19 protein-coding genes are annotated in these 25,864 nt (G+C 70.3%); 9 read left to right on the top strand and 10 right to left on the bottom strand.

Features of this window, described 5'->3' with window-relative positions; genetic code table 11:
* Positions 1-21: 21 nt before the first annotated feature.
* Positions 22-2,061, bottom strand: a complete 2,040-nt coding sequence (locus G6O69_RS23740; RefSeq protein ID WP_176397045.1) for a DUF1641 domain-containing protein — start codon at positions 2,059-2,061, stop codon at positions 22-24.
* A gap of 331 nt (positions 2,062-2,392) precedes the next feature.
* Here G6O69_RS23740 and G6O69_RS23745 point away from each other — a divergent pair, with 331 nt between their 5' ends.
* The 7 genes from G6O69_RS23745 (at position 2,393) to hypF (ending at position 11,421) form a co-directional block, all read left to right on the top strand.
* The gene (locus G6O69_RS23745; protein WP_172305798.1) at positions 2,393-3,355 is read left to right on the top strand and encodes a hydrogenase; all 963 of its coding nucleotides are present in this window, start codon (positions 2,393-2,395) and stop codon (positions 3,353-3,355) included.
* Between the two features lie 12 nt (positions 3,356-3,367).
* Positions 3,368-4,963, top strand: coding sequence for a nickel-dependent hydrogenase large subunit (locus G6O69_RS23750; protein WP_172305799.1), 1,596 nt, complete (start codon positions 3,368-3,370; stop codon positions 4,961-4,963).
* Positions 4,964-5,035: 72 nt separating this feature from the next.
* Entirely contained in the window at positions 5,036-5,827 is a 792-nt protein-coding gene (locus tag G6O69_RS23755) for a hydrogenase maturation protease (protein ID WP_172305800.1), read from the top strand.
* 22 nt (positions 5,828-5,849) lie between these two features.
* Positions 5,850-6,896 (top strand): hypothetical protein, encoded by a 1,047-nt coding sequence (locus tag G6O69_RS23760; RefSeq protein ID WP_172305801.1) that lies wholly within the window; start codon positions 5,850-5,852, stop codon positions 6,894-6,896.
* Between the two features lie 46 nt (positions 6,897-6,942).
* Positions 6,943-7,857, top strand: coding sequence for a NifU family protein (locus G6O69_RS40505; protein WP_172305802.1), 915 nt, complete (start codon positions 6,943-6,945; stop codon positions 7,855-7,857).
* The gene (locus G6O69_RS23770; protein ID WP_172305803.1) at positions 7,854-9,080 is read left to right on the top strand and encodes a hypothetical protein; all 1,227 of its coding nucleotides are present in this window, start codon (positions 7,854-7,856) and stop codon (positions 9,078-9,080) included. Before G6O69_RS40505 ends, G6O69_RS23770 begins: the two co-directional genes overlap by 4 nt.
* Complete coding sequence (gene hypF, locus G6O69_RS23775) at positions 9,070-11,421, top strand: carbamoyltransferase HypF (protein WP_172305804.1); 2,352 nt, start codon at positions 9,070-9,072, stop codon at positions 11,419-11,421. The genes G6O69_RS23770 and hypF overlap by 11 nt, the downstream gene beginning before the upstream one ends.
* Positions 11,422-11,593: 172 nt before the next feature.
* Here hypF and G6O69_RS23780 read toward each other — a convergent pair whose 3' ends face one another.
* The 5 genes from G6O69_RS23780 to G6O69_RS23800 form a co-directional block, all read right to left on the bottom strand.
* Positions 11,594-12,892 carry a hypothetical protein gene (locus G6O69_RS23780; RefSeq protein ID WP_172305805.1) on the bottom strand — a complete coding sequence of 433 codons (1,299 nt, stop codon included), beginning with the start codon at positions 12,890-12,892 and terminating at the stop codon, positions 11,594-11,596.
* Positions 12,893-12,904: 12 nt separating this feature from the next.
* Complete coding sequence (locus G6O69_RS23785) at positions 12,905-14,146, bottom strand: hypothetical protein (protein WP_172305806.1); 1,242 nt, start codon at positions 14,144-14,146, stop codon at positions 12,905-12,907.
* A gap of 17 nt (positions 14,147-14,163) precedes the next feature.
* On the bottom strand, positions 14,164-15,402 hold the full coding sequence (locus G6O69_RS23790) for a hypothetical protein (RefSeq protein WP_172305807.1): 1,239 nt from the start codon (positions 15,400-15,402) through the stop codon (positions 14,164-14,166).
* A gap of 592 nt (positions 15,403-15,994) precedes the next feature.
* Positions 15,995-17,902: a DUF885 domain-containing protein gene (locus G6O69_RS23795; protein ID WP_172305808.1), complete on the bottom strand. Its 1,908-nt coding sequence runs from the start codon at positions 17,900-17,902 to the stop codon at positions 15,995-15,997.
* The gene (locus G6O69_RS23800) at positions 17,899-18,648 is read right to left on the bottom strand and encodes a histidine phosphatase family protein (protein WP_176397046.1); all 750 of its coding nucleotides are present in this window, start codon (positions 18,646-18,648) and stop codon (positions 17,899-17,901) included. Before G6O69_RS23800 ends, G6O69_RS23795 begins: the two co-directional genes overlap by 4 nt.
* Before the next feature lie 43 nt (positions 18,649-18,691).
* Here G6O69_RS23800 and G6O69_RS23805 point away from each other — a divergent pair, with 43 nt between their 5' ends.
* The gene (locus G6O69_RS23805) at positions 18,692-19,471 is read left to right on the top strand and encodes a hypothetical protein (protein WP_172305810.1); all 780 of its coding nucleotides are present in this window, start codon (positions 18,692-18,694) and stop codon (positions 19,469-19,471) included.
* 64 nt (positions 19,472-19,535) lie between these two features.
* On the opposite strand, the gene G6O69_RS23810 is transcribed toward G6O69_RS23805, so the two are convergent.
* From G6O69_RS23810 to selD, 4 genes are all read right to left on the bottom strand, one after another.
* A complete protein-coding gene (locus tag G6O69_RS23810) occupies positions 19,536-19,874 on the bottom strand; it encodes a hypothetical protein (protein ID WP_172305811.1) in 339 nt (112 codons plus the stop codon).
* A 139-nt stretch (positions 19,875-20,013) separates the two neighbouring features.
* The gene (locus tag G6O69_RS23815) at positions 20,014-23,406 is read right to left on the bottom strand and encodes an error-prone DNA polymerase (protein ID WP_172305812.1); all 3,393 of its coding nucleotides are present in this window, start codon (positions 23,404-23,406) and stop codon (positions 20,014-20,016) included.
* A gap of 148 nt (positions 23,407-23,554) precedes the next feature.
* Complete coding sequence (locus G6O69_RS23820; protein WP_172305813.1) at positions 23,555-24,046, bottom strand: acyl-CoA thioesterase; 492 nt, start codon at positions 24,044-24,046, stop codon at positions 23,555-23,557.
* A 52-nt stretch (positions 24,047-24,098) separates the two neighbouring features.
* The gene (gene selD, locus G6O69_RS23825; protein ID WP_172308315.1) at positions 24,099-25,142 is read right to left on the bottom strand and encodes a selenide, water dikinase SelD; all 1,044 of its coding nucleotides are present in this window, start codon (positions 25,140-25,142) and stop codon (positions 24,099-24,101) included.
* Between the two features lie 318 nt (positions 25,143-25,460).
* Here selD and G6O69_RS23830 point away from each other — a divergent pair, with 318 nt between their 5' ends.
* Complete coding sequence (locus G6O69_RS23830; RefSeq protein WP_172308316.1) at positions 25,461-25,859, top strand: cyanoglobin; 399 nt, start codon at positions 25,461-25,463, stop codon at positions 25,857-25,859.
* The last annotated feature ends 5 nt before the right edge of the window (positions 25,860-25,864 follow it).

The raw sequence follows: 25,864 nt of genomic DNA on the forward strand, positions 1-25,864 counted from the left end.
ATCCCGTTCTCGGTGTGGAGTCTAAGCTTGACCCCGATCTTCGCCTTTGCTCGCGCCGTCGCTCGCGTCGGCAGGCGAAGACTCGGCGGGCAGCGCCGCGATCGGCTGCTCGAGGGCGTGGCCGAGGCGCTTGGCGACCTCGAGCATGAAGCCGAGGGCGCGCTGGATCTGGGGGTCGCGCAGGGCGCCCACGGTGCCGAAGAGGCCGACGGAATGCACGTTGGCGGTGGCGCTCTCGACAGCCTCGTTGAGCGAGCTGAGCACGTGGATCGTGGCGGGCTGCACGGGCAGCGCTCGCAGCGGGCGCTCGAGCTGGGGGGCGAGCTCGAGCAGGCCGACGATGGCCGCGCGCTTGTCCGGCTCGGCCAAGATCGCGCCAGCTTGCTCGAGGGTGGACAGCATCGCGTCGAGGTCGGTGTTTTGGGCCAAGGCCGCGAGCCGGTCGAGGTCGACGGCGTTGGCCAGGCTGACCAGGGCTTCGAGCTTCTTGGGCTCGGTCAGCTCGATGCCGGCGGCGAGCACGGCCTCGGCGTTGCGCGCGATGTCGCGGTGGCCGGCGTCGCCCATGAACTCGCGGACGACCTCGAGGCCCTCCTCGAGCAGCTCGGGGCCGGCGGCGAGGAAGTAGGTCGCGTACTCGAGCTTGGGCGCCAAGCTGGCGATGCGGGTGATCGCGTCGAGGACCTCGGGCTCGGCCACGGTGATCAGCGTCTCGCGCAGCCGGGCCTCGAGGGCGGCCTCGCCCTCGACGGCGGCGAGGGCAGACATGGCGCCCGCGGCGGCCTTGGCCACGGGGGCGAAGGCCGGCAAGGCGGCGCCGAGCTGAGCGAGGGCGGCGAGGCTGGCCGGCTCGCTCAGGCCGATGAGCAGTTCGCCGGCCACGGCGATGCGGCGATCGAGGTCGCCCACGCCGCTGCCCGCGAGCTTGCCGCGGACGAGCTCGAGGCCCTCCTCGAGCAGCGCGGGCCCGGCTGCCAGGGCGTTGACCGCGTACTCGATCTGCGGCGTGAGGCTGGCGATGCGGGTGAGCGAGTCGAGGACCTCGGGCTCGGCGATGCGCACCAGGGTCTCGGCGAAGCGATCCGCGAGGGCGGCCTCGCCTTCGACGGCGCCGAGGGCCGCGAACGCGCGGGCGGCTCCGCTGGCCACGGGGGTCAAGGTGGGGGTCAGCTGCGCGAGCTGAGCGAGGGCGTCGAGGGTGGGGCGCTCGCTCAGGCGCATGGCCGTGCGCAGGGCGGCGTCGACTCGGCGCCGGGCTTGATGATCGTCGACGCCGCTCTCGGCCAGGCGCTCGCGGGCGAACTCGAGGCCCTCCTCGAGGAGCACCGGCCCGGCCGCGAGGGCGTTGACGGCGTACTCGATCTGCGGCGCCAGGCCGGCGATGCGGGTGAGGGCGTCGAGGGTCTCGGCGTCGGCGAGGGCGACGAGGGCGTCGACGAGGCGCGCGGTGAAAGCCCCTTCACCCTCGACGCGAGAGAAGGCCGCGCTCGCCTGGGCGGCGGCGTCGAGCACGGGCTCGAGGGCGGGGGCGCGCTGCGCCAGGCGGCCGAGGCTGCGCGTGGTCTTGGGCTCGCTGAGCGCGAGCAAGGTGTTGGCTGCGCTGTCGATGCGGCGCTGGAGCTCGTGGTCGCTGGCACCGGCCTCGCGCATGCGCTCGCGCGCCAGCTCGAGGCCCTCGTCGAGCAGCGTCGGCCCGGCCGCCACGGCGTTGAGCGCGTACTCGAGCTCGGGCAGCAGGCCGATCACGCGGGTGACCGAGGCCAGGGTCTCGGGCTCACCGAGGCGCATGACGAGCTCGGCCACGGACTCGCGCATGGTCGCGTCACCGTAGGTCGTCGACAGCGCGCGGACGCCCTCGCCATAGGCACTGGCGACGACATGGTCATCACATTCGTCGTGGTCTTTTTTGCCCTGGCCATTGGTCCCAATGACATTGTTATTCGACGCGAGACCAGGGCTCCGAGGCGCGGCACCCTGCTGCATTCGAAGCAAGCCAAGCACCTGTTCGAGGCCGGCTTCGAGGCGATCCAAGCGTTCTTCGAGGTTGTCCGTCGACGCCAAAATGGGCCTCCTGGTGCTAGCGAGAAGCGGATCGGCGGCCGGGCTGGACACCCGCCGGGGCGCGGCTGCGATCGTTTTGCGGGGTCATGGAATTGGCGGAGGCGTGAAATCGCCGTTGCACCCATTATCGCACGAATGGTCGTGACGATCGGGCGGAGAGTCTCGCAGGTAGTTAGACACCGTGTCTACTCGATTGGGTTTATTATCAGTCGGGGTCGTTGAGGCTGGCGCCCGCGGTGGGATGCGGCGTATCTTGACGCCGATGCGAACGGTATCGGTGCTCGCCCGTCGAGGCGACACGGCAAACGGGAACGCGAGGAGCTAGGGAACAATGGCCAACGTATTGTGGCTGCAAGGTGGCGCGTGCTCTGGGAACACCATGAGCTTCCTCAACGCCGAGGAACCCAGCGCATGCGACCTGGTGACCGACTTTGGGATCAACGTGCTGTGGCACCCGTCGCTGGGCGTCGAGCTCGGTGACGACCTCAAGGCGCTGCTCGAGAAATGCCTCAGCGGTGAGATCTCCCTGGACATCTTCGTGTTCGAGGGCAGCGTCATCCAGGGGCCCAACGGCACGGGCGAGTGGAACCGCTTCGCCGGCAAGGCGATGTCCAAGTGGGTCGAGGCGCTGAGCAAGGCGGCCACCTACGTGGTGGCGATCGGCGACTGCGCGACCTGGGGCGGCATCCCCGCTACGCCGCCCAACCCCAGCGACTCGACCGGCATGCAGTTTCACAAGCGCGACGCCGGCGGCTTCCTGGGCGCGGACTTCCGCAGCAAGTCGGGCCTGCCCGTGATCAACGTGCCCGGCTGCCCGGCGCACCCCGACTGGATCACGCAGATCCTCGTGGCGGTCGCCACGGGTCGCGGCGGCGAGCTCGCTCTCGATGAGCTACACCGGCCGGCCACATTCTTCACCAGCTTCACGCAGACCGGCTGCACGCGGAACATGCACTTCGCCTACAAGGTGTCGGCGACGGAGTTCGGCCAGCGCACCGGCTGCCTGTTCTACGACCTCGGCTGCCGCGGGCCGTTCACGCGCTCGCCCTGCAACCGGATCTTGTGGAACCGCCAGTCGTCCAAGACCCGCGCGGGCATGCCCTGCATCGGCTGCACCGAGCCCGAGTTCCCGCACCACGATCTGGCGCCGGGCACGGTCTTCGCCACGCCAACCACCCTGGGCCTGCCCAACGAGGTCCCGGTCGGCATGGACAAGCGCTCGTATCTGACCGTCGTCGCCGCAGGCAAGGCCGCGGCGCCGCAGTGGGCCAAGGACGACATGTTCGTGGTCTGATGGAGAGTTTGGATGGGTACTGAAATCATCGACATTTCACCCGTTGGCCGCGTCGAGGGCGACCTCGACGTCCGCGTCGAGATCGAAGACGGCACGGTGGTCAACGCCTGGACGCAGGCGGAGATGTTCCGCGGCTTCGAGCTGATCTTGAAGGGCAAGGACCCGCAGGCCGGGCTCGTGGTCACGCCGCGCGCCTGTGGCATCTGCGGCGCCTCGCACCTCAGCTGCGCGGCCTGGGCCCTCGACACGGCGTGGGGCACCCAGGTCCCGCGCAACGCGATCATCACCCGCAACCTCGGTCAGATCGTCGAGACCCTGCAGAGCCAGCCGCGCTACTTCTACGCGCTCTACGCCATCGACATGGTCAACGAGAAGTACAAGGGCAGCTCGTTTTACGAGGAAGCCTGCCGTCGCTTCTCGCCCTTCACCGGGAGCTCCTACGAGCTCGGGGTGACGATCAGCGCCAAGCCCGTGGAGATCTACGCGCTCTTCGGCGGGCAGTGGCCGCACAGCTCGTACATGGTCCCCGGCGGGGTGATGTGCTCGCCCACGCTCACCGACGTCACCCGGGCGTGGGCGATCCTCGAGTACTTCCGCAAGAACTGGCTCGAGCCGTGCTGGCTGGGCTGCTCGCTGGAGCGCTACGAAGAGATCCAGACCCACGACGACTTCATGGCCTGGCTCGAGGAGAAGCCGGAGCACGAGAACTCGGACCTCGGCTTCTACTATCGCGCGGGGGTCGACTACGGCCTCGACAAGTACGGCGGCGGCCTCGGCCGCTACGTCACCTGGGGCTACCTCCCGCACGAGGACCGCTACCAAAAGCCGACCATCGAGGACCGCCAGGACGCGGTGCTGATGAAGAGCGGCATCTACGACGGGGCGAGCGACAAGCACCTGGTGATGACCCAGGACCGCTGCCGCGAGAACACGACCCACGCCTGGTACAACGAGGGCAAGGGGGACGTGCACCCCTTCGATCGCAGCGTCCAGCCGATCTCCAACAACGAGACCGACTTCGCCGGCAACTACACCTGGTGCACGGCGGTCAAGGACGTGGACTATGGTCGCCTCGAGGCTGGTCCGCTCGCGCGCCAGCTCGTCGCCGGCGGCAGCCACGGCCACGCCTGGCAGCACGCGGATCCCTTGATCCTCAGCATGTACAAGGCCCTGGGCGGGGCGAGCCTGCACCTGCGCCAGATCGCGCGCATGCACGAGGCGGTCAAGCTCTACCGCCAGGCCGAGCGCTGCCTCCGGGAGATCCGCTTCGACGAGCCGTTTTACATCAAGCCCAAGCAGCGCGACGGCGTGGGCTGGGGCGCGACCGAGGCCGCCCGCGGCGCCTTGGCCCACTGGATCGAGGTCGAGGACGGCAAGATCGAGAACTATCAGATCATCGCGCCGACCACCTGGAACGTCGGCCCGCGCGACGACAAGGGCGAGCCGGGGCCGATCGAGGCCGCGCTGCTCGGGATCCCGATCGCCAACAAGCGCGACCCCATCGAGGTCGGTCACGTGGCCCGCTCCTTCGACTCGTGCCTGGTCTGCACCGTGCACGCCTACGACAAGAAGACGGGCGAGCAGCTGGCCAAGTTCCGCACGGCCTGAGCAGGCAGCCACGCTCCCGCCGAGCGCGACTCGGTCGGGGGCCGCGAGTCTCTCATCGTGGGGTAGTGATCCGTGCTGACGATCCTGGGCTGCGGCAACCTCAACCGCTCGGACGACGGCGTGGGCGTGGTGGTCGCGCAGCGTCTGCTGCGTCGCTTCGAGCGTCATCCGGTCCCGGGCGTGCGCGCCTTCGACACGGGCACCGGCGGCATGGACGTGATGTTCCGAGCCCGCGGGAGCGAGGCGCTGCTGATCCTCGACGCCTGCATCAGCGGCGCGCAGCCGGGGACGATCTACGACGTGCCCGGCGAGGTCCTCGAGGAGGACCACGACCCCAGCTTCTCGCTGCACGACTTTCGCTGGCAGCACGCGCTAGCGGCCGGGCGGCGGATCTTTCGTGAAGACTTCCCCGCCGAGGTCTCGGTCTGGCTGGTCGAGGCCGCCAGCGTCGAGCTCGGGCTGTCGCTCTCGGAGCCGGTGGCCGCGGCCGCCGACGAGCTCTACCAGCGCGCGCTGGCCTACGCGGCCGACTACGCCGCCCGCCGCCACGCCGGCCGACCAGCGGTGAGCGTGGGGCTGCGCCGCGGCTCGCTGCGGATCTCGGCCGAGGTCTACGCCGCCTACTTCGAGGCGCGGGAGGCCGCGCTCTTCATGGTCCGCGACGATCGCCTGCACCTGATCCCCGTCGAGCCGATGAGCGGCGGGGTGCTGCTCAAGCAGCGCACGGCCGCCGGCGATCGCGTTGTCGACGCCAGCGAGTTCCTGCGCGCACATGGATGGGACGCCGAGGGTGAGCACAGCTGTCCCGCGCAGTGGAGCAGCGAGCTCGGCGCCCTGGTCATCGATCCGCCGCGCGTCGCTTGAACGCGCTATCACTTGCCTGGTCATGACGACGCAGCCCCCAAAGAGCCCCGCCGCGCGAGCGCCCAGTCCCCACGTGGCCGCCACGGTCGAGCGCCTGCGCGCGAGCGAGCAGCCGGCCATCCAGCGCGCCGACGCCCTCGTCGAGCTGGCCACGGATCTGCAAAAGCAGCCGCGTGATCCCCAGGAGCTGATCGACGCGCTCTACCTCTACGACGAGGCCCTGGCCCTGGTCGCAGGTCAGGATGGTGAAGGAAGTGAAGGGGGCGACGCCGTCGCGCGGGCGCGGATCCTCGCCGGGCGCGGCGCGGCCCTGCGACGCATGCCCGGCAGCGGCGTCGAGGAGCTGCTCGCGGCCCGCGACGCCTTCGCCGAGGCCCTGCCGGTGCTCCACGAGGCCGGCGACGCCGAGGAGGTCGCCGAGGTCGAGATGTCCTACGGCCTCGTGCTCCACGCCCTCGCTCCGGCGGGCATGGCTGCGCTCAAGGACGCGGTCCAGGCCTACCAGCGAGCGCTGCGGACCTTCGACGCCCAGCACTATCCGCGCGAGTTCGCGACCTTGCACAACAACCTGGCCACGGCCTACCTCTCGCTGCGCCTGGCCCCGGAAAAAGAGGGGCTGCGCGAAGCCATGGCCGTGCAGTCCTTTCGCCAGGCCCTCGAGGTCGTGACCCTCGAGGAGGATCCGAGCGAGTACGCGATGCTCCAGAACAACCTGGGCAACGCCCTGCAGGCCATGCGCTCGAGCCATCCTTGGGAGAACCTGCTGCGCGCCGTCGAGGCCTACGACGCGGCCCTCGAGGTGCGCACCGAGTACGACACGCCTGTCGAGTTCGCGAACACCTTGGCCAACAAGGCCAACGCGCTGATGAACCTGCCCGACGACGTCGACGCGCCCGAGCGGGGCAACCCCGATCGCCTGCGCCAGGCCATCGCGCTGCTGCACAAGGCGGGCGACATCTTCGCGCGCTGCTACCTCCCGGACCGCGCGCAGATCGTCAAGCGCCTGGCCGCGGAGCTCGACGCGGATCTGCGCGGGGCGGCGACCGGCGGCGGGGCGGAGGTCCCGTGAGCCGACGGGCAACAAACGCGGCGTCGGGGCAGGGGAGGGCGCGGGCGTGAGCGCAGAGAGCTCGCCCAAAGCGGACGCCTCGGGGCGCAGCCTCGAGCAGCTGGTCGCCGACCTCGAGCGCCTCGAGGCGATCACCGAGGGCTGGAGCGAGAACCAGCGCGCGACATTGTCGGCCGTGCGCAGCACCCTGGAGGCGATCCAGGCCGAGGCCTTTCGCCGGATCATCCGCGCGGTCAAGGCCAGGCCCGAGGGCATGGCCGGCCTGCGCGAGGCCGTGGACGACCCCTGGGTGTTCAACGTGCTGCACTACCACGGCCTGCTCGCGGCCCCAGGGCCCTCGCTGGTCGAGCGGGTCGAGGCCGCGCTGGCCAGCGTGCGGCCGATGCTGGCCCAGCACGACGGCGACGTGGAGCTCGTCGGCGTCGAGGGGGACACGGCCAAGGTCCGCCTGGTCGGGAGCTGTGACGGCTGCGCCTTTCAAGACGCCACCTTGCGCGACGGCGTGGAGGCGGCGGTGCTGGCCGCGGTCCCCGAGATCACGAAGGTCCGCCTGGTCGTCGCCGAGGCGCCCAAGCTGGTGCGCCTCGAAGGCCGCGCGCGCATGGGCTCGGGCTCGGGCTCGGGCGCGGTGATCGAAGCCAGCCCCTTCTCGCGGCCGTGGATCGACGCGGGCGCGGCCGAGGCCGTGCGCGAGGGCGAGGTCGTGGCCGTGGAGCTCGACGCGGCGAGCGTGCTGCTCACCCGCCACCGCGGCGAGATCAAGGCCTTCCCCAACGCCTGCACCCACCTGGGCATGCCCCTCGAGGGCGGCTACGTCGAGGACGGCGTGCTGACTTGCCCCTACCACGGCTTTCGCTACCGCCTCGACAGCGGCGAGTGCCTGACGGCGCCGGACGTGGCCCTGGTTTGCTACCCCGCCCGGGTCGAGGGCGAGCGCGTGCAGGTGCAGGTGCTGACATGAGCGAGGCCCCGAGCAAGACGCAGAGCGTCGCGCTCTCGCCGGTGCCCCAGGCTCCACCCGGGCCGCCGGCGCCGGCCTTGCTGGCAGAGGGGGGCCCCGAGGTGGTGCTGGGCGGCGGGGCGGATCCGCTGGTCCCGATGATCGCCCCCACGCGCAGCTCGCTCTTCGGTCCGCGCGGGGCGACCTTGCTCGCGCCCGAGGGCCCGCTGGTCGTCGCCGACACCGGGCACCATCGCCTGCTCGGGTGGACGCGCCGCCCGAGCTCGGAGGGCGCGCCTGCGGACTGGATCCTCGGCCAGCCCGACGCCTTCACCGAGGGTCGAAACGGCGGCGACGACGGGGACGCGCGAGCGGACACCCTCAACGTGCCTACCGGCGTGGCTCGCTACGGTGATGCGGGGGCTGGCGCGATCGGTCTGGTGGTTGCCGACGGCTGGAACCACCGCGTGCTGATCTGGCATAGGGTTCCGACGAGCGACAACACCCCCGCGGACCTCGTGCTCGGCCAGGCCGACTTTCGCGGCTCGCAGCCCAACCGCGGCGGCGAGGTCTCGGCCGCGACGATGCACTGGCCGTTTGGCGTGCTCGTCCATGATGGTCGGCTGATCGTCGCCGACACGGGCAACCGCCGGGTGCTGATCTGGAACTCGCTGCCCGAGGCGAACGGCCAGCCCGCGGACTTGGTGCTCGGTCAGGCCGACATGGCGGCGCGCAGCGACAACGGCGGCGGAGACCCGGACGCCCGCAGCATGCGGTGGCCGCACGACCTGGCGATCTGTCAGGGGGATCTGGTGGTCACCGACGCCGGCAACAACCGGGTGATGCGCTGGTCGGGGATCCCCGAGCGCAGCTACGCGCCGGCCGAGCGGATCCTTGGTCAGGTCGACGCCGCGCACATCGACCACAACCAGGCGTCCTATTGGCCGCGCGCCGACACCCTCAACATGCCCTACGCGATCGCGGCCAGCGGGGACACCTTGCTGATCGGCGACACGGCCAACAGCCGCCTGCTCGGCTGGCGCAGCGGCGAGGCCGAGGCCGCGCAGCTCACCGGCCAGGCCCACTTTCGTGCCAAGGGCGACAACCGCTGGGGCGTCCCCACGCGCGACAGCCTGTGCTGGCCCTACGGCCTCGACGTCTGCGGCGACGTGGCCGTGGTCAGCGACACCGGCAACCACCGCGTGCTCTTGTGGCGGATCGCAAGTCGGTGCGATGGCCGGTGAGCGCGTCCGCATCCGCGGGGCCGTGCAGGGCGTCGGTTTTCGCCCGACCGCGGCCCGGGTCGCCCGGCGCATGGGCTTGCAGGGCTGGGTGCGCAACGACGCCGCGGGCGTCGAGATCGCGCTGATGGCCGACGGTCCGCGGATCTCCGCCTACCTCGAGGCCCTGACCCGAGCCCTGCCACCGCTGGCGCGGATCGACGCGCTCGAGCGTAGCGAAGACCCGAGCTTCGTGGCCGACGGCTTCATGATCGTGGCCAGCGAAGGGGAGGGCGCGCCGCGGGCCGTGGTCACCGTCGACGCGGCCGCCTGCGCGGCCTGTCTGCGCGAGGTCCTCGATCCCCTGTCCCGGCGCTACCGCTACCCCTTCACCACCTGCACGCACTGCGGCCCGCGCTACTCGATCGTCGAGCGCATTCCCTACGACCGCGAGAACACGACAATGGCCGGCTTCCCGATGTGCGCGGCCTGCCGGGCGGAGTACGAAGATGAGGACGATCGCCGCTTTCACGCCGAGCCCGTGGCCTGCTTCGCCTGCGGCCCCCGGGCTGCGCTGCGGCGCATGGACGGCCGGGCCTTCAGCGCCGACGCCTTCAGCATGATGGACGAGGTCGACGCCGTGGCGACCTTGCTGGCGCGCGCCGAGATCGTCGCGATCAAGGGCCTGGGCGGCTACCAGCTGTGCTGCGACGCGACCAGCGACGCCGCCGTGGCCAAGCTGCGCGAGCGCAAGCTGCGGCCGGATCAGCCCTTCGCGCTGATGGTCCGCGACCTCGACGTGGCCCGGCGCTACGCCGAGCTCGACGCTGGCGACGAGGCCCTGCTGACGAGCCCCGCCGGCCCGATTGTCCTGCTGCGCCCGCGGGTCGTCGACGCACGCCCGCTCTGTGCGCTGGTCGCCCCCGAGCAGCCCTGCGTGGGCGTGATGTTGCCGACCACGCCCCTGCATCACCTGATCATGCGCCGCCTGGATCGCCCGGTGGTCTGCACCAGCGGCAACCTGCACAGCGAGCCGCAGTGCTTGACCCCGGCCGAGGTCGACGCGCGGCTGGCCGGCGTCGCCGACTGGGCCCTGGACCACGACCGGCCGATCGCCCACCGCGTGGACGACTCCGTGGTCCGGCGCATGGCCGGCGCCCCCCGGGTGCTGCGTCGCGCTCGCGGCTACGCGCCCTCGTGGATGCCCCTCGTCGCCAGCCCCGACGCGCCCGCGATCCTGGCCGTCGGCGCCCAGGACAAGGCGACCTTCGCGATCAGCCAGGGCGACCGCGTGCTGCTCTCGCCCCACCTCGGCGACCTCGACAGCGAGGCGGCCTTCACCGCCTACCTCGACAGCTTCGCCGCGCTCTCGGAGCTCTACGCCCACCGCCCCCAGCGGATCGCCATCGATCGCCACCACGGCTATCGCAGCGCCCAGTGGGGTCGCCAGCTCGCCGCCGCCCGCGGTCTCGAGGTGATCGAGGTCCAGCACCACCACGCCCACATCGCCGCCTGCCTGGCCGAGAACGGCTGGCGCCCCGCCGGCGCCGACGACCTGGTCTTGGGCATCGCCCTCGACGGCCTCGGCATGGGCCTGGACGGCGAGCTGTGGGGCGGCGAGCTGCTCTTGGCCCGCTACGAGGGCTTCGAGCGCGTCGCCAGCCTCAAGCCCGTGGCGCTGCTCGGCGGCGACAAAGCCAGCCGCGAGCCGTGGCGCAACCTCTACGCCCAGCTCATGGCCGAGATGGGCTGGGCCGAGCTCGACATGAACTTCGCCCACCTCCCCGTGGTGCAGGACCTCGCGGCCAGGCCGCGCGACCTGCTCGACAGCATGCTGCGCTCGGGCACGCGCTGCCCCACGGCCAGCAGCTGCGGTCGGCTCTTCGACGCCGCCGCCGCGGCCCTGGATCTCCACCGCGACGCGATCAGCTTCGAAGGCCAGGCCGCCATGGCCCTCGAGGCCCTCGTCACGCCCGCGACGCTCGAGGCCGCCCGCGAGGGCGAGCACTACCCCATGGCCACTCCCAAGCTCGGCGGGGACGGGCTGCCCTACCTCGAGCCGCTAGGGCTGTGGCGGGCGATGCTCGGGGACCTGCACGCGGGGATCGAGCCGTCGCTGATCGCCGCGCGCTTTCACGTGGCCGTGGCCGACGGGCTGATCTTGCTCGCAATGCGAGCGCAGCGACAGCACGCCTTCCGAGTCGCCGCCTTGTCTGGTGGCTGCTTTCAAAACGCGCTGCTGCTGGCGCTGGTCGTCGATGGCCTGCGCGGGCTCGGCCTCGAGGTCCTCACGCACACGGCCGTACCGCCCAACGACGGCTGCATCGCCCTCGGGCAGGCTGCGATCGCGGCCGCGGGCTCCTAGGAGCCCGTGGTGAAACCCAACACGACACCTGGCTTGGTCTTTTCGCCGAGGGCTTTGTCGCCAAAACTTGCAGTACGCCCGGTACAGCGGCGTTTTGACTTCGCGCCCTCGACGAAAATCCCGGCGCGAGGAGCCGCGCTGGGTTCCACCACGGGCTCCTAGTGCGCGCTCCTCAGCGCCGATTCCGGCTCTTCTCGGTCTGGTCGCGCGTCAGCACGTGGCGCTCGCGCTGCTCGGTCTGCTGATTTTTGAACATGAGGACGGTAGCGACGACCAAAAATCCCGAGACGAGAAATCCAATCAGGGCGGCGAGGGGGCTACCGGCGATGAACAGGTAGAGGGTGATGAGGATGGCGATTCCTGCGAGAATCACCCTAGATGAGACCGCGTCTTGGCTGGCCTCCTTCTTCTTCTTGGACTCGCGGGCATGCTCGAAGTCGTAGGGCTTGCCGGTGACGCCGAGGTCCTCGAGCTGCTTTGCGCAGCGGTCGACGGCCGCACACATGGCCATGAAGGCGTCTTTGCGCAGAAACTTGATCTGCCCGATGTCGCGGGGAAGATCGACCTCGACGATGGCCTCGAAGCCGGTGAGCGAAGTGGGGACGGAGAGCTGCTCGATGTACCAGCCATTGCACAACACGTGGAGCTGGGCCTTCTTGTAGATGGTGAACTGGAGGATCGTCGCTAGCCCGATCGTCTCTCCGTCCTCGTCGAGGATCGGGACCGGGTCGATGAGCGAGACCTGCTCCTCGTCCACGTTGAGGAAGGCCGCGTCGTGGCCGTGAGAGACGCGCTCGTTGTCGAGGTAGATCGGGAAATTCGACCACGCACAGAGCCGGCGCAGCTCTTGGATGCCCGGCAAGCCGGCGATGCGCAGGTGCATGGGGAAACGTATGCGGACGATGTTGAGCGTGGTGCTGAGCTCTTGGGCGCTCATGGCCCAGCGTTCATTGTCCTCTTTGTTGTCCGCGCTCGTGTCGACGTCGATCTTCAGCGCACGGGTCGCAGGCGGTGAGCGCAGCTCGATCCTGGTCGCGCCCAGACCGATCGTGGCCTGGACGACGAGGGACAGGAGCTGGAGCGCCCGCCGTCGGCGTCGCTCGACGGCGCTGGCCTCATCGGTTGCGGCCGGGAGCTCGACGAAGAGCGCCTCGCTCAGACACTCGAGCTCGCTGGTCTCGAAGCCCGCGCCCGCGAAGCGGACCTCGAGCAGGTTGGACTCGACCTCGAACACGATCCGCTCGGCGCCGACGAGCACGGCGATCTCGACGAGCAGACACGAGTAGATGTTGCGCAAGGTCAAGCCGTGCGCGCGGAGCTTCTTTCGGGCGTGGGCGTGGTCGAGGCGGAAGCTGCCCGTGTCGACGAACTCACCGCCTTGGGCGAGGGCGTCGATCAGCGCAGACGCAGCGTCGGTCTCGGCTTCGGGGGTCTCGGCCTCGGGGGTCTCGGCTTCGGTGGTCTCGGACATCGTCGGGTGTGGTCAGGGCCGCTCGAACAGCCGGTCGGTGTGAGCGCGGGTCAGACCGCGATCCTGGCGCTTCTCGGCGCGAGCGTTGCGCTTCTCGACGAAGAGGGGGGCGCCGCCGAAGAGGGTGAAGGCCAGCCCAAAGATCCCGATGTCGAGGTCGCGGCCAGCGAACGCCAAGACGATGCAAAAGATGCCAGGGATAGCGCAGAGCACCAAGAACGAGATGCCGATGACGAGCCCGAACTGGCTCGCTTCGACGTGGCGATACTTCTCGGGATCGTGCTGCGTCGTCTCGAGACCGAGCCCTTCGTACTTCTTCGCGCAGCGCTCGACCGCCTCGCGCATGGCCGCGAAGGCATCGTTGCGCAGGAGCTTGGCCTGCGCGAGGTCGCGGCGAAGGTCGAGCTCGACGACGGCCTCGAAGCCGACGAGCGAGTCGGGCAAGCTCAGCTGCTCGACCCGCCAGCCGTTGCAGAGCACGTGGAGCTGGGCGGTTTTGTAGACGGTGGCTTCGAGCAGCGCTCCGCGACCGATCGTCTGTCCGTCTTCGTCGAGGATCGGCGCGGAGTCGAGGAGCGCCACGCTCTTTCCACGTATGCCGAGAAAGGCTGCGTCGTGCCCTTTGGAGACGCGTTTGTTGTCGAGGTAGATCGGGAATTGAGACCACGCGCAGCGCTGGCGCAGCGCCTCGACGCCCGGAAAGTCGGCGGACAGCGTCTGCGCGGGGAAGCGTATGCTGACCACGTTGCGGTCGCTCGCGACCTCCTCGGCGCTCATGGTCCAGCGCTCCTCGCCCTCACCTGCGTCGATCACCAGCGCACGCTTCGCGGGCGGCGAGCGCAGCTCGAGCGCGCGAGCCCCAAGCCCGAGCGCGGCCTGGATGGCGAGGGAGAGCAGCTGGAGGGCTCGCCGACGTCGTCGCTCGGCCGCATCGGCCTCGTCTGGAATCTCGACGAAGAGCGCCTCGCACAGATACTCGAGCTCGCTCGTCTCGAAGCCGGCGCCACCGAAGCGGACCTCGAGCGTGTCGGCGTCGACCACGAACGCGACCTGCTCGGCGCCGAGGAGCACGGCGACCTCGACGAGCAGGCAGGTGTAGATCTCCGGCTCGGACAGGTTGTAGGCGCGGAGCTTCTCCCGGGCCCGAGCATGGTCGAGGCGAAAGCCGCCTTGATCGACGAACTCACCGCCTTGGGCGAGCGCGTCGATCAGCGCAGACGCAGCCTCGGTCGGGGCTTCCGTAGTCTCGGTCATGGCTTCCGTAGTCTCGGTCATGGCTGGCCAAAGAGAGAGTCGTCGTGGAAGCGGGTCAGACCGAGCTGTTGGCTGCGCTTGGTCTGAGTGTTGATCCACATGGAGATGAGGGGGGTGCTGCCAAACCCAAGGACGAACAACCCAAAGACCGCTATGGTGAGGTCTTTTGCCGCGAAGGCGATAGTCATGAGGAGGACCCCGGGAGTGGCGATGACGAGCAAAAATGTGGTGACGAAGGCAATCCGCCGCTTGTTCCAGCCGACGTGGCTGTAGTTCTCGAGAGCGTGCTGCGTGGTGGCGAGGCCGAGCTTTTCGTGGCTCTTTGCGCAGCGTTCGACCGCCTCGAGCATGGCTGTGAAGGCCTCATTGCGCAGGAGCTTGGCCTGCGCGAGGTCGCGGCGAAGGTCGAGCTCGACGACGGCTTCGAAGCCAACGACGGAGTCGGGCAAGCTCAGCTGCTCGACTCGCCAGCCGTTACAGAGCACGTGGAGCTGGGCGGTCGCGTAGATGGTGGCTCGGAGTAGTGTCCCGCGACCGATCGTCTGCCCGTCTTTGTCGAGGATCTTCGTGGGGTCGAGGAAGACCACGCGCTTTTTGTTTCGGTCGAGGAAGACCGCGTCGTGTCCCCGAGAGATGCGCTCGTCGTCGAGATGGATCGGGAATTCGGACCACGCGCAGCGCTGGCGCAGCGCCTCGACGCCCGGCAAGTCGGCGAAGAGCCGCGATGGAAAGCGTATCGAGACGAAGTTGAGCTCGCTGGCGAGATCGCGCTCGCACATCGTCCAGCGCTCCTCGCCCTCACCTGCGTCGATCACCAGCGCACGCTTCGCGGGCGGCGAGCGCAGCTCGAGCTCGCGCGCGCCCAATCCGAGCGCGGCCTGGATGGCGAGGGAGAGCAGCTGGAGGGCTCGCCGACGTCGTCGCTCGGCCGCATCGGCCTCGTCTGGAATCTCGACGAAGAGCGCCTCGCACAGATACTCGAGCTCGCTCGTGTCGAAGCCGGCGCCACCGAAGCGGACCTCGAGCGTGTCGGCGTCGACCACGAACGCGACCTGCTCGGCGCCGAGGAGCACGGCGACCTCGACGAGCAGGCAGGTGTAGATCTCCGGCTCGGACAGGTTGTAGGTGCGGAGCTTCTCCCGGGCCCGAGCATGGTCGAGGCGAAAGCCGCCTTGATCGACGAACTCACCGCCTTGGGCGAGCGCGTCGATCAGCGCAGACGCAGCGTCGGTCTCGGCCTCGGGTATCTCGGTCATGGGCGAAGGGAGTCGAGAACGAGATCAAAGAGAAAATACGAGATCGAGTCAACCGAAGGTGCCAACACAGGACACCGCGTGAAGACTCGCCCCAGTCGCCACGGCGGGCCCAAGGCTCTCCTCGCACTTTGGTCCACAGTGACAGCGCGAGCCGGAGTGTCTCCGCGCCACGGCCAAGGTAGCGAAGAGCATGACCCCCCGGAGGCGAAGAGAATCTCTCAAAAGAACGAGAGCACCCCCGAGGCGGAGAAGTTCTCCCTCGAGCCGAGAGACGCCCACGCTCCAAGCCGGCCGTCCAGAGCACAGACTCCCAACGACCCCCGAGGCGGAGAAACTCTCCTAGAAAGACGCGCACAAGAGGGGCAGGAGGGGACCCCTCACGCGAGTTTCGCGTACGACCTGCTCCGTCGAAGCGAACACCCTCGAGAACCGACCCAGACCTCCCCCGGCACCCCGGTCGGAGTCAGCGAACTGTCTGAGCGTGAGGGGTCCCCTCCTGACCCGTGCGCGTGCCCGTCGGCCGAGGAGCTTTCCGCAGGAGAACGAGCGTGCGCCCGCCAACGAGCGTGCGCCCGCCAACGAGCGTGCGCCCCTATTCCCACCCCATCAACTGCGGCAAGCGATGCACCGGAGGCGCCCCATGCCCGAGCGCCTGCTGATGAAAGCGCAGCAGCTCGAAGTCCCCCCGCGCCTCCGCCTGCTCCCGCAGCCGAAACCAGGCCGTCGCTCCCACGAAATAAGTCGAGAGCTGCGTCGAGGTCAGCTGCGCCCGCACCCACTTGGCCTCCGCCTCCCCCCGCTCCTGAAACGAGCCCTCCACCATCAGCGCCAGCGCCTCCTCCCGCGTCATGCTCCCCGCATGAATCTCGTGATCCAAGATCGCGTTGGCCACCGTGCGCAGATAGAACTTCAGCCCGTGTAGCCCGATCGCCTTGGCCCGCAGCGCGTCATCGGTCTGCACCGCCCACAGCGCCTTGCTCACCCCGCGCGGCCGCTCCGCCCCCGGCTCGGGCCCAGTCCCCGGGTAGCCGGCCTCGACCATCAGTCGCTCCGTGTACACGGCCCAGCCCTCGACGAAGGGTCCATTGGCGAACACTCGCCGGACCTTCGAGGGCTCGCGCTTGCCCCAATAGAGCTGCACGAAGTGGCCGGGGATCGCCTCGTGGATCGAGAGGATCTCGAGCATGAAGCTGTTGTACTCGCGCAGGAAGGACTCGGTCGTCGCGGCGTCCCAGGCCGCGGGCAGCGGCTGGACCAGGTAGAAGCTGGGCAGCCCCGGCTTGTCGGCGTCGAGGGGGGCTGGGGCGGCGAGGCCCGCGATCGCCACGCCCTGAGCGTGGGGCGGCGTCCAGATCACCTCGAGGACCTCTTGCTCGTCGATGGGCACCAGCGCGCGGTCGATGACGAAGGCCTGGAGTCGGGCGAGGTTGGCCTCGGCCGCGTCGCGCAGCTGCTCGGGGCTGGGGTGATCGGCGGCGAGGACGTCGAGGACCTCGCGGACCAGGGCGTCGCCCTCGGGGGCGCGGGCCAGGGCTCGCTCGCCGTACATGCCGGCGTAGAGCTCCCGGGCGAGGGCGTGCATCTCTCGGCGCACGCGCTCGTGCTCCTCGTGGGCCACGCGGACCAGCTCCTCGGCGCCGATGTCGGTCTGGAGGGTCAGCGCGAGCTTGGTGGCGAAGGCCTCGGGGCCCAGGCGCCACTGACCCTGAGCTTTGGGCAGGGCCGCGGTGACGTGGGCACACAGGGCGTCGATGGCGGCCAGCGCCGGCTCGCTGGCCGCGGCGATGCGCTCGCGCAGGGCGGGATCGGCTTCGGCCACGCGCGCGGGGACCTCCTCGGTGATCAGCACGCGCAAGCCCTCGAGCTGAGCCAGGCCGACCTCGGCGTGCGGCCGGCGGATCGCCGTGGGATCCGAGAGGTTGGCGATCGCCTGCTCGATCAGCGTGGGCAGCCCCTCGAGGCGCGCGGCCACGCTGGCGGCGCGCTCGTCGATGGGCGCGAAGTCGCGGCTGATCAGATCGTCGAGGCCCGTGGAGATCAGCTGGCTGTAGGCCAGGGGATCGCTCGACCAGCCGCGCTCGACCTCGGCGGAGAAGCGATCGAACTCGAGCTGATCACGGATCACGTCGAGCTCGAGGCGGCCGTCGGGATCCAGGGCCTCGCGGGGGATCGCCGCGAGCTTGTCGAGCTGCTCCTCGACCCAGGCGGCGCGCTCGCGCTGGCCCTCGGCGGAGAGGTTGGGCCAGCGCCCGTCGTGGGCGTGCTCGCCGGCGATCGTGGCCCACACGGGGCTGCGCGCGAAGAAGCCGGCCAAGAAGGCCTCGCTCTGGGCGGCGAGCATCTGCTGAGGATCTTGCTCGCGGCCGATGGCCACGTCGCTGCTCGGGGGCGGATCGGCCGGAGCTGCGCTGGGTGGCGGGGGCTTGCAGGCGGCGAGGGTGCTGGCCGCGAGCAGGGCGAGGGGGAGGGCGCGAGCGAGGGGGCGGGCGAGGCAGCTCATGCGGTGATCATCTCGGGGGGCAGGTGGCCGGTTTCGTTGAAGGAGATCAGCGCCGTCATCCCGCCAGGGAAGACCCGCAGCTCGGTGATCGAGGCGTGATAGATGGCGATGTGCATCCACGACTCGAAGGGCAGCCCGAGGCTGTGGGCGAGCAGGTAGCGGATCAGGTTGCCGTGGATGAAGAGCACGTAGGTGCTGGGCCGCTTGCTGGCCTTGAAGAAGCGCGCGACCACGCGCCGGACCTGCTCGGTGACCTCGCTGCGGTCGACCGCGGTCGTCGGCGGCAGGGTTGGGTGCGCCGAGGACACGCCGTCGGCGGCGAGGGGCACCAGGGGCACGCTCTCGTGCAGGTAAGGCTTGACCCGCACGCGCTCGAGGCCGAACTCGTGGGCGGCGATCTCGGCGGTCTGCATCGCCCGCGGCCAGGGGCTGGAGTAGACGCCGTCGAGCTTGCCGCCAAAGTGGGGGATCAGTCGGGAGAGCCGGTGCCCCGTGCGCGCGGCCTGACGCCGGCCGAGCGGAGACAGGCCCCAGACCGTGTCGCCGAGGTTGTCGACGCGATCGTAGTGCCCGTGGCGGATCAGCAAGAGCCGACGGACCGGGTACTCGCGCGTTTCGGTCTCGGCTTCGGCCTCGACCAGGAGATCACCGTGGCGTGGTCCTTGATCGTCACCCACGCCGGCCTTGGTATCACGAGCGGAAGGGGCGGGGGAGCCCGTGTTGTACTCGCGGCCGGTCTGGGCCATGTTCCCAGGCGTGGCGCGAGCTTTCCATGCGGCGCTTGGAGCCGTGTTCTTGGCTGCTGCGGCGCTCTTTGGCTGCGAGGTGTCCTATGGCGAGGTCGACACCTTCGACACGGGAGAGGTGGACGAGGGCGAGGCCCCGCTGCTCCCGGACCTGCCCGCGCCGAGCTGCGACCCGCGGCGCGACGACATGTGCGAGCCTGGCTTCAAGTGCAGTTACGTGGACGACCCGGTCATCGGCCCGACCAATCGCTGCGTGCCGCTCGCGGGCGAGGGCGAGGCCGACGAGCTCTGCACGCGCGTGGGGGAGAGCGACACCTGCGGCGAGCATGGGCTGTGCTGGGCGCTGGAGCCCGGCGGCGACACGGGGATCTGCGTCGACTTTTGTAGCTCGATGCTCTCCTGCCTCGACCCCGACAAGGTCTGCACCATCTCCAACGGCGGGCTGCTACCGCTGTGTCTGGAGCGCTGTCATCCGCTGCTCCAAGACTGCCTGCCCAGCTGGGGCTGCTACCCCGACTCGAACGAGCGCTGGGCCTGCGATCGTGATCGCTCGGGCCCGAGCGGCGGCCACGGGGATCCCTGCGACTGCCTCAATTGCTGCGACCCCGGGCTGATGTGTGTCCCGGGGCCGCAGGTGGATGACGAAGACTGCGCCAAGGGCGGGGCGCTGGGCTGTTGCGCCCAGATCTGCGACCTCGGAGACGAGGGCACGGACGCCGAGGAGGAGGGCCCTTGCCCCACGCCGCTCGAGCAGTGTCGGGCCGTCTACGCGAGCGACGAGACGATCCCTGGCTACGAGGAGGTCGGCGTCTGCCGGCTATGAAAATGAAGGCGCGCCCGCCCACCTCGGGGCCCCGGGTGGACGGACGCGCAGCGGAAGGTGACGCTCACTCGAAGTCGAAGGCGAGTGCCTCACCGGTGCTCGCGTCGAGGGTGACGCGGTCGCGCTTTTGACCGCGCACCTGCCAGACCAGACGCGCGAACTTGGGGTCGAAGCTGAGGTGAGCGTCGGCCGCCGGCTCGTCGAGCCACCAGGCTCCAATGTTGATTGCGTCGCTCGCGTCGATGAGGCCCTCGAGGGCCTCCGCGTCACCCGCGGGCTGCGTATAAGTGACGCCAGCGGTTTTCGCGCTGTCTTCTTTTTCGACGTAGAGGCTCACCAGTGTGCCGCAAGCGGCGAGTACGACGGCGAGCGGTTGGCGGTGGCGCTGAAGCAGACGGGTCATGTGTTCTCCTCGGGCCTCTGACTGTGTCACGAGATTGTAACCTTGTCGAATAGATTTGGATACTCACCTCTGATAGGGCGCGCAGCCCGTCCTCGAGGTGAGGGCAGAGCTCGCCCGGGAGGGGCGAAATCGGCTCGAATCAGTGGAAATCGCGGCTGCGGGTGCCCTCGGACGAAAACGCCATGTCCGGTTCCCACAGCCGCTCGGCGACCAGATGTGTCACGCCTTCGGCGCGTTGGATCGTCCCCGTCACCCCGAGCAGGGCGGCGGTTCGGGCCAGGACGGCGTGACGTTCGAAGACCTGGCGCCAGACAACGACGTTCACGAAGCCGCTCTCGTCTTCGAGGGTGAAGAAGACGACGCCGCTGGCCGTGCCGGGGCGCTGGCGGCAGATCACCAGGCCCACGTAGGAGAGCTTGCGGCCGGCGGGGGCCCGGGCGATGCCCTCGGCGTCGGGGATCCGCTGGCGCTGGAGCGTCTCGCGGAGCTGCTCGAGGGGGTGGCCGCGGGTGCTGTGGAGGCTGCTGCGATAGTCCCAGGCCACGGTCTCGTGGGGATCGAGGCGGGCAAAGCTGGGCTGGCGGGCGGCGGCCTCGCTGGCCATGGGCAGGCTGTCGGCGGCGCGGACCAGGGCCCCGCGCACGGCCCAGGCGGCGTCGCGGCGGGTGCTGCTGCGGTCGCCCCGGGGGCGGGTCGCCCTGTCGAAGGCCTCGAAGGCCCCAGCCTCGGCGAGCAGAGTCAGCGGGCGCTTGCCCAGGCCGGTGTCACGCACGAGCTCGTCGAGGTCGCGCCAGGATCGGCCGTGGGTCGCCCGGAAGCGCTCGCGGGCGGCGACGAGGCGCTCGCCGTCGACCTGAGACAGGCCCTCGAGCCAGCGCAGGCCCATGCGGAGCGCCCAGCGTCCGCAGGGATCGTCGAGACCCAGGCGCTCGCGATCGGCCTCGGCCTCGTCCTGGCCTTGGCGCCCAGGCGCGTCGAGCTTCAGCCGACCCTGAGGGCTCTGGCCTCGGTCCGGGTCCCGGTTCTGGTTTGGGCGAGCCTCGAGGGTGCAGTCCCAGTCGCTGCGCAGCGCGTCCACCGGCCGGACCTCGACCCCGTGGCGGCGCGCGTCCTCGACCAGGGTCCCCGGCGAGTAGAAGCCCATGGGCTGCGCGTTGAGCAGGGCGCAGGTGAAGGCCGGCGGGTGGTGGCAGCGCAGCCAGGCCGTGATCCAGGCGATCAGCGCAAAGGAGGCCGCGTGGCTCTCGGGGAAGCCGTACTCACCAAAGCCGCGGATCTGCTGAAAGACCCGCTCGGCGAACTCGCGGGAGATGCCGTTTTCGACCATGCGGGCGATCAGCCGCTGCTCGTGGGCGTCGATGCGCCCGCTCGAGCGCCACGCGGCCATGTCCCGGCGCAGCTGGTCGGCCTCTCCGGGGCTGTAGTCGGCCACGGCGATCGCCAGCTTCATCACCTGCTCCTGGAAGATCGGAACGCCGTAGGTCTTGGCGAGCACGCGCTCGAGCTTGGGATGGGGATACTCGACGGTCTCGAGGCCCGCGCGCCGGCGCAGGTAGGGGTGGACCATGTCGCCCTGGATCGGCCCGGGGCGGACGATCGCGACCTCGACCACGAGGTCGTAGAAGTTGCGCGGGCGCAGGCGCGGGAGCATGGACATCTGCGCGCGGCTCTCGACCTGGAACACGCCCACGGTGTCGCCGCGGGACAGCTGCGCGAAGGTCTGGGGATCCTCGCGGGGGATCGTCGCCATGCTCAGCGCGACCCCGTCGTGGGCGCGGATCAGCGCCAGGGCCTTGCGCACGTGGGTCAGGGCGCCGAGACCGAGGAGGTCGACCTTGAACAGGCCGAGGTCCTCGACATCGTACTTGTCCCACTGGATCACCGTGCGCTCCTCCATGCTCGCGGCCTCGATGGGGACCAGCGAGTCGACGGGCTCGCTGCCGAGCAAGAAGCCGCCGGGGTGGATCGACAGGTGGCGGGGGAAGTCGAGCAGCTCGGCGCTCAGGCGCAGGAGGTGGCGGTGGGTGGGCAGCTCCGGGTCGAGGCCGGCGCTGCGCAGCAGCTCGCCGTCGACGCTGGTTCCCCAGTGCCCGCCGAGCTTGGCCACGCGATCCAGGGCCGTCTGCGGCATGCCGAGGACCTTGCCGACCTCGCGCAGGGCCGAGCGCGCCCGGTAGCGGATCACGTTGGCGACCATGGCCGCGTGGCGCCGGCCCCAGCGACGATAGACCCACTGGATCACCTCCTCGCGGCGCTCGTGCTCGATGTCGAGGTCGATGTCCGGGGGCTCGGCGCGCTCGCGGCTCAAGAAGCGCTCGAAGAGCAGATCCATGCGGATCGGGTCGATGGCCGTGACCCCCAGGCAGTAGCAGACCGCGCTGTTGGCCGCGCTGCCCCGGCCCTGGCAGAGGATCCCCTCGGCGCGGCAGTACTCGACGATCTCCTTCATCGTCAAAAAGTAGCCGCCGTAGTCGAGCTCGTTGATCAGCGCGAGCTCGCGCTCGAGCTGGGCGGAGACCTCGTCGGGGACGCCCTTTGGGTAGCGCAGGCGGGCCCCGGCCAGGGTCAGCGCGCGCAGGTGATCGCCCTCGCTGACGCCGGCGGGCAGCTGCTCGCCGGGGTAGACGTAGCGCAGCTGATCCAGGGAAAAGTCGCAGCGCTCGGCGACCTCGAGGGTGCGAGCGAGGAGCTCGGGGCAGTCGGAGAAGCGCGCGAGCATGGCCGGGATCGACTCGAGCCCGTGCTCGGCGTTGCCGCGGATGCTCAGCCCCGCCTCGCCGAGGGTCTTGCCCGCGCGGACGCAGGCGAGCACGTCTTGCAGCGGGCGGCGCTCGAGGTCGTGATAGAGCACGTCCGTGGCCCCGACCATGCTCACGTCGCAGCGCCGCGCGGCCAGGCGCATCGCGTCCTCCGTGGCCGCCTCCTCGGCCCGGCGGTGCCGGGTGATCATCGCGTAGACCCGCTCGCGGCCCCAGGCCTCGGTGAGCAGGGGGAGGTGCGTGGGATCGCGGACCAACGCGATCAGCCCCGCGCCTGGGCGCGCGTCGCCAAAGCGCTCGACGGCGCCGCGGTTCGGGGCGTTGGCCGCCTCGCCATAGACCCCGGTCCCGATCTCGCCCGCGAGCTCGCCGAGGGTCAGCAGGGCCTGGCCCTTGGGTCCGCGGCCGTGGGCGATGGACAGCAGCCGACAAAGGCGCGCCCACCCGTCGCGGTCCTCGGCGAGCACCGTCACCCGGGACCGAGGATCCAGGCGCGCCGGCTTGCTCGGCCCGCGGCCCCTGGCTCGGCTCTCGCGCAGCGCCTGGGGCAGCTCGCCGAGCTCCAGCTCCGCCCCGAGGAGCAGGTCGAGCCCGTGTTGCTTGGCGGCCACGTGGGCCCGCACCACCCCGTAGACCCCGTTGCGATCGCAGAGCCCCATGGCCGGCAGACCCAGGGCCGCCGCGCGCTCGACCAGCTCGCTCGGGTGGCTGGCGCCCTCGAGGAAGGAGAAGTTGCTCTTGACCGCGAGCGGGACGTAGGCGGTTGTGGACACGGGGGGGCGGCGAAAGGGGTAACTGGTGGAGTGTTCAGTTATCCCCTGAAGGCGCGACGATCGCCAGCCTGCCCGGGGGCCGGCGCCTCACGATCGGCGCGCCCCCCGGCCTGGCCGTGGAGCGGTGTTTTCTAGGCTTTGGCCGTGATTAGCGGACCAGGCGCCAGTCTTCGACCACCGCGGGCGGGCTGAGGAAGCCCTCGCAGCTGTCGGCGGCCTCCTCGGCCGAGAGCACCCCGCCGGGCCCGATGAAGATCAGCTTCACCTCGCAGCGGGTGTGCACCCGATCGCCCACGAGGATCAGGCTCGACATGTGCAGCAGCCGGCCGTCCATACCCACGCAGCGAGTGTCGATCGCGTAGCGCTGGCCGAGCTTGAGCTCGCGGCGATAGACCAGGCGCTGATCCGCGACCACGGCGTTGAGCGACTGCGCCCGCCAGTGCGCCCAGGCGCCGGAGCGAACCAGCCAGTCGACCCGCCCGAGCTCGACGAGCTGGGGGTAGACGGCCTGGTTCATGTGCAAGTTGAGGTCGAGCTGCGCGAGGCCCACGCGGCCTTCGACGTGGGAGACCAGGCGCCCGTCACGGCCGAGGCGAGCGCGGACGAGGGCGGGGATGGTGCGGCGCAGGTAGCTGAGCACGGGGTGGGGGATAGCATGGCTGGGATGGGCGTGTAACGGCGTTTTGTCCGCTTCAAGCCAGCTCGATACGCCCAACTTCATCGGGCCGAGCACCATGCAGCTCACCAATGATCGCCGCCTGATGCCCTGTCCCCCGCAGGTTCTCCAGCAGGCGCTCGGCGTTATCGGGCGACAGCGCGACCAGCAGCCCCCCGCTGGTCTGCGCGTCTGCGGCCAGGCGGGTCAGCTCGAAGGCGCGCTCGTCCGTGCTCGCGTAGCGCCGGATCAAGTTGGGCTCGACGGCCTCGAGGTTGGCCTGGCTCCCCCCCGGCCAACGACCCGCGCGGAGGTGCTCGATCGCCCCGGGGAGCACCGGCAGCCGACGCAGGCGCAGCGCGGCCTGAAGCCGGCTACCTCGCAGCAGGTTGCGCAGGTGCCCGAGCAGGCCAAAGCCGGTCACGTCGGTGCAGGCCGTGGCCCCGAGCTCGCGGGCGAAGCGAGCGGCGTCCTGGTTGAGGCGGGTCATCGATGCGGTCGCGGCCGCGGTCTCGGCCGCGCTGGTGTCACCGCGCTTGATCGCCGTGCCGAGGATCCCCGTGCCCAGGCCCTTGCTGAGCACGAGCAGCTGGCCAGGGAGCGCGCGGGTGTTGGCCCAGTGGCGGGCGCGCTTGCCCTCCATGGCCCCGGTCACGGCCAGTCCGAATTTGAGGTCGTCGTTGCGCACCGTGTGGCCGCCGACGATCTGCACCCCGGCCTCGCGGCACTTGTCGCGGGCGCCGAGCATGATCCGCTGGAGGATCTCGAGGGGGAGCTTGCGGTCGGGGAAGAAGGCCAGGTTGAGGGCCCACAGCGGGCGGCCGCCCATGGCCCAGACGTCGGAGAGCGCGTTGGCTGCGGCGATCGCCCCGAAGGCCTCGGGCTCGTCGACGATCGGCGCGATGGTGTCGGTGGTCAGGACCAGGCGGGGATCATTGGGGCTCTCGGCGCCGCCGGGGTCGAGGGGCAGACGCACGACGGCCGCGTCGTCGGACAGCTCGGGTCCGACGAGGATCGTCTCGCTCCCGGCTGCGGGTGGGAGCACCCCGTCGAGGACCTGGACCAGGTCCGAGAGCCGCAGCTTGGCGGCTCAACCCCCGCCGCTGGCGAAGGCGGTCAGGCGCAGGGGGTCTCGATCGTCGCGCGTGTCGTTCGACATTTGTCTCAGGCTACTACTCTCTGGATGGGGGCGACAGGAGAGCCAGCGTCCGGGGCGCGACACGAGCCGCCAAGGCGGTCGAATGGAGAGTTCGAAAACCCTCGCGAGGGGGCACTTGGAGGCGTCTCGAGCGAAGCAGCCCCGCGCCGTCCTTGGACTCGAACGCCACCTGAGCGTCGCGCGCAGTCCAGCGCCCAGCTGGCATTCACGCGCGCATTCGAGTAGCTCGATCTCGTGGCGATCGAGTCCCCCTATCAGCTCCTCGGCGGCCGCGAGTCGGTGCTGGCTCTGGCCGAGGTCTTCTACGACGCCATGGAGCGCGATGAGCCCGAGCTGGCCGCCCTGCATCAGACCGACGAGAGCGGGCGGATCACCTCGGGCACGCGAGAGCGCTTTGGCCTGTTCCTGGTCGGCTGGCTCGGCGGGCCGCAGGAGTACATGGCGCGGCACGGGCACCCGCGGCTGCGCATGCGGCATCGGTTCGTGCCGGTCGACTCGGGGATGCGCGACGCGTGGCTGCGCTGCATGCAGGCGGCCATGGACACGCGCGGGGTGAGGGGGCCGGTGCGCGGGTTTTTGGATCAGCGCTTCGCGGAGGTCGCGGACTTCCTGCGCAACCGCCCGGACGCGGCGAGCTAGGAGTC

The organism is Pseudenhygromyxa sp. WMMC2535 (assembly GCF_011083025.2).

Coding starts and splice junctions, on each gene's coding strand:
- G6O69_RS23745 (WP_172305798.1), top strand. CDS start 2,393: ATGGCCAACGTATTGTGGCTGCAAGGTGGCGCGTGCTCTGGGAACACC.
- G6O69_RS23750 (WP_172305799.1), top strand. CDS start 3,368: ATGGGTACTGAAATCATCGACATTTCACCCGTTGGCCGCGTCGAGGGC.
- G6O69_RS23760 (WP_172305801.1), top strand. CDS start 5,850: ATGACGACGCAGCCCCCAAAGAGCCCCGCCGCGCGAGCGCCCAGTCCC.
- G6O69_RS23770 (WP_172305803.1), top strand. CDS start 7,854: ATGAGCGAGGCCCCGAGCAAGACGCAGAGCGTCGCGCTCTCGCCGGTG.
- hypF (WP_172305804.1), top strand. CDS start 9,070: ATGGCCGGTGAGCGCGTCCGCATCCGCGGGGCCGTGCAGGGCGTCGGT.
- G6O69_RS23780 (WP_172305805.1), bottom strand. CDS start 12,892: ATGTCCGAGACCACCGAAGCCGAGACCCCCGAGGCCGAGACCCCCGAA.
- G6O69_RS23785 (WP_172305806.1), bottom strand. CDS start 14,146: ATGACCGAGACTACGGAAGCCCCGACCGAGGCTGCGTCTGCGCTGATC.
- G6O69_RS23790 (WP_172305807.1), bottom strand. CDS start 15,402: ATGACCGAGATACCCGAGGCCGAGACCGACGCTGCGTCTGCGCTGATC.
- G6O69_RS23795 (WP_172305808.1), bottom strand. CDS start 17,902: ATGAGCTGCCTCGCCCGCCCCCTCGCTCGCGCCCTCCCCCTCGCCCTG.
- G6O69_RS23800 (WP_176397046.1), bottom strand. CDS start 18,648: ATGGCCCAGACCGGCCGCGAGTACAACACGGGCTCCCCCGCCCCTTCC.
- G6O69_RS23810 (WP_172305811.1), bottom strand. CDS start 19,874: ATGACCCGTCTGCTTCAGCGCCACCGCCAACCGCTCGCCGTCGTACTC.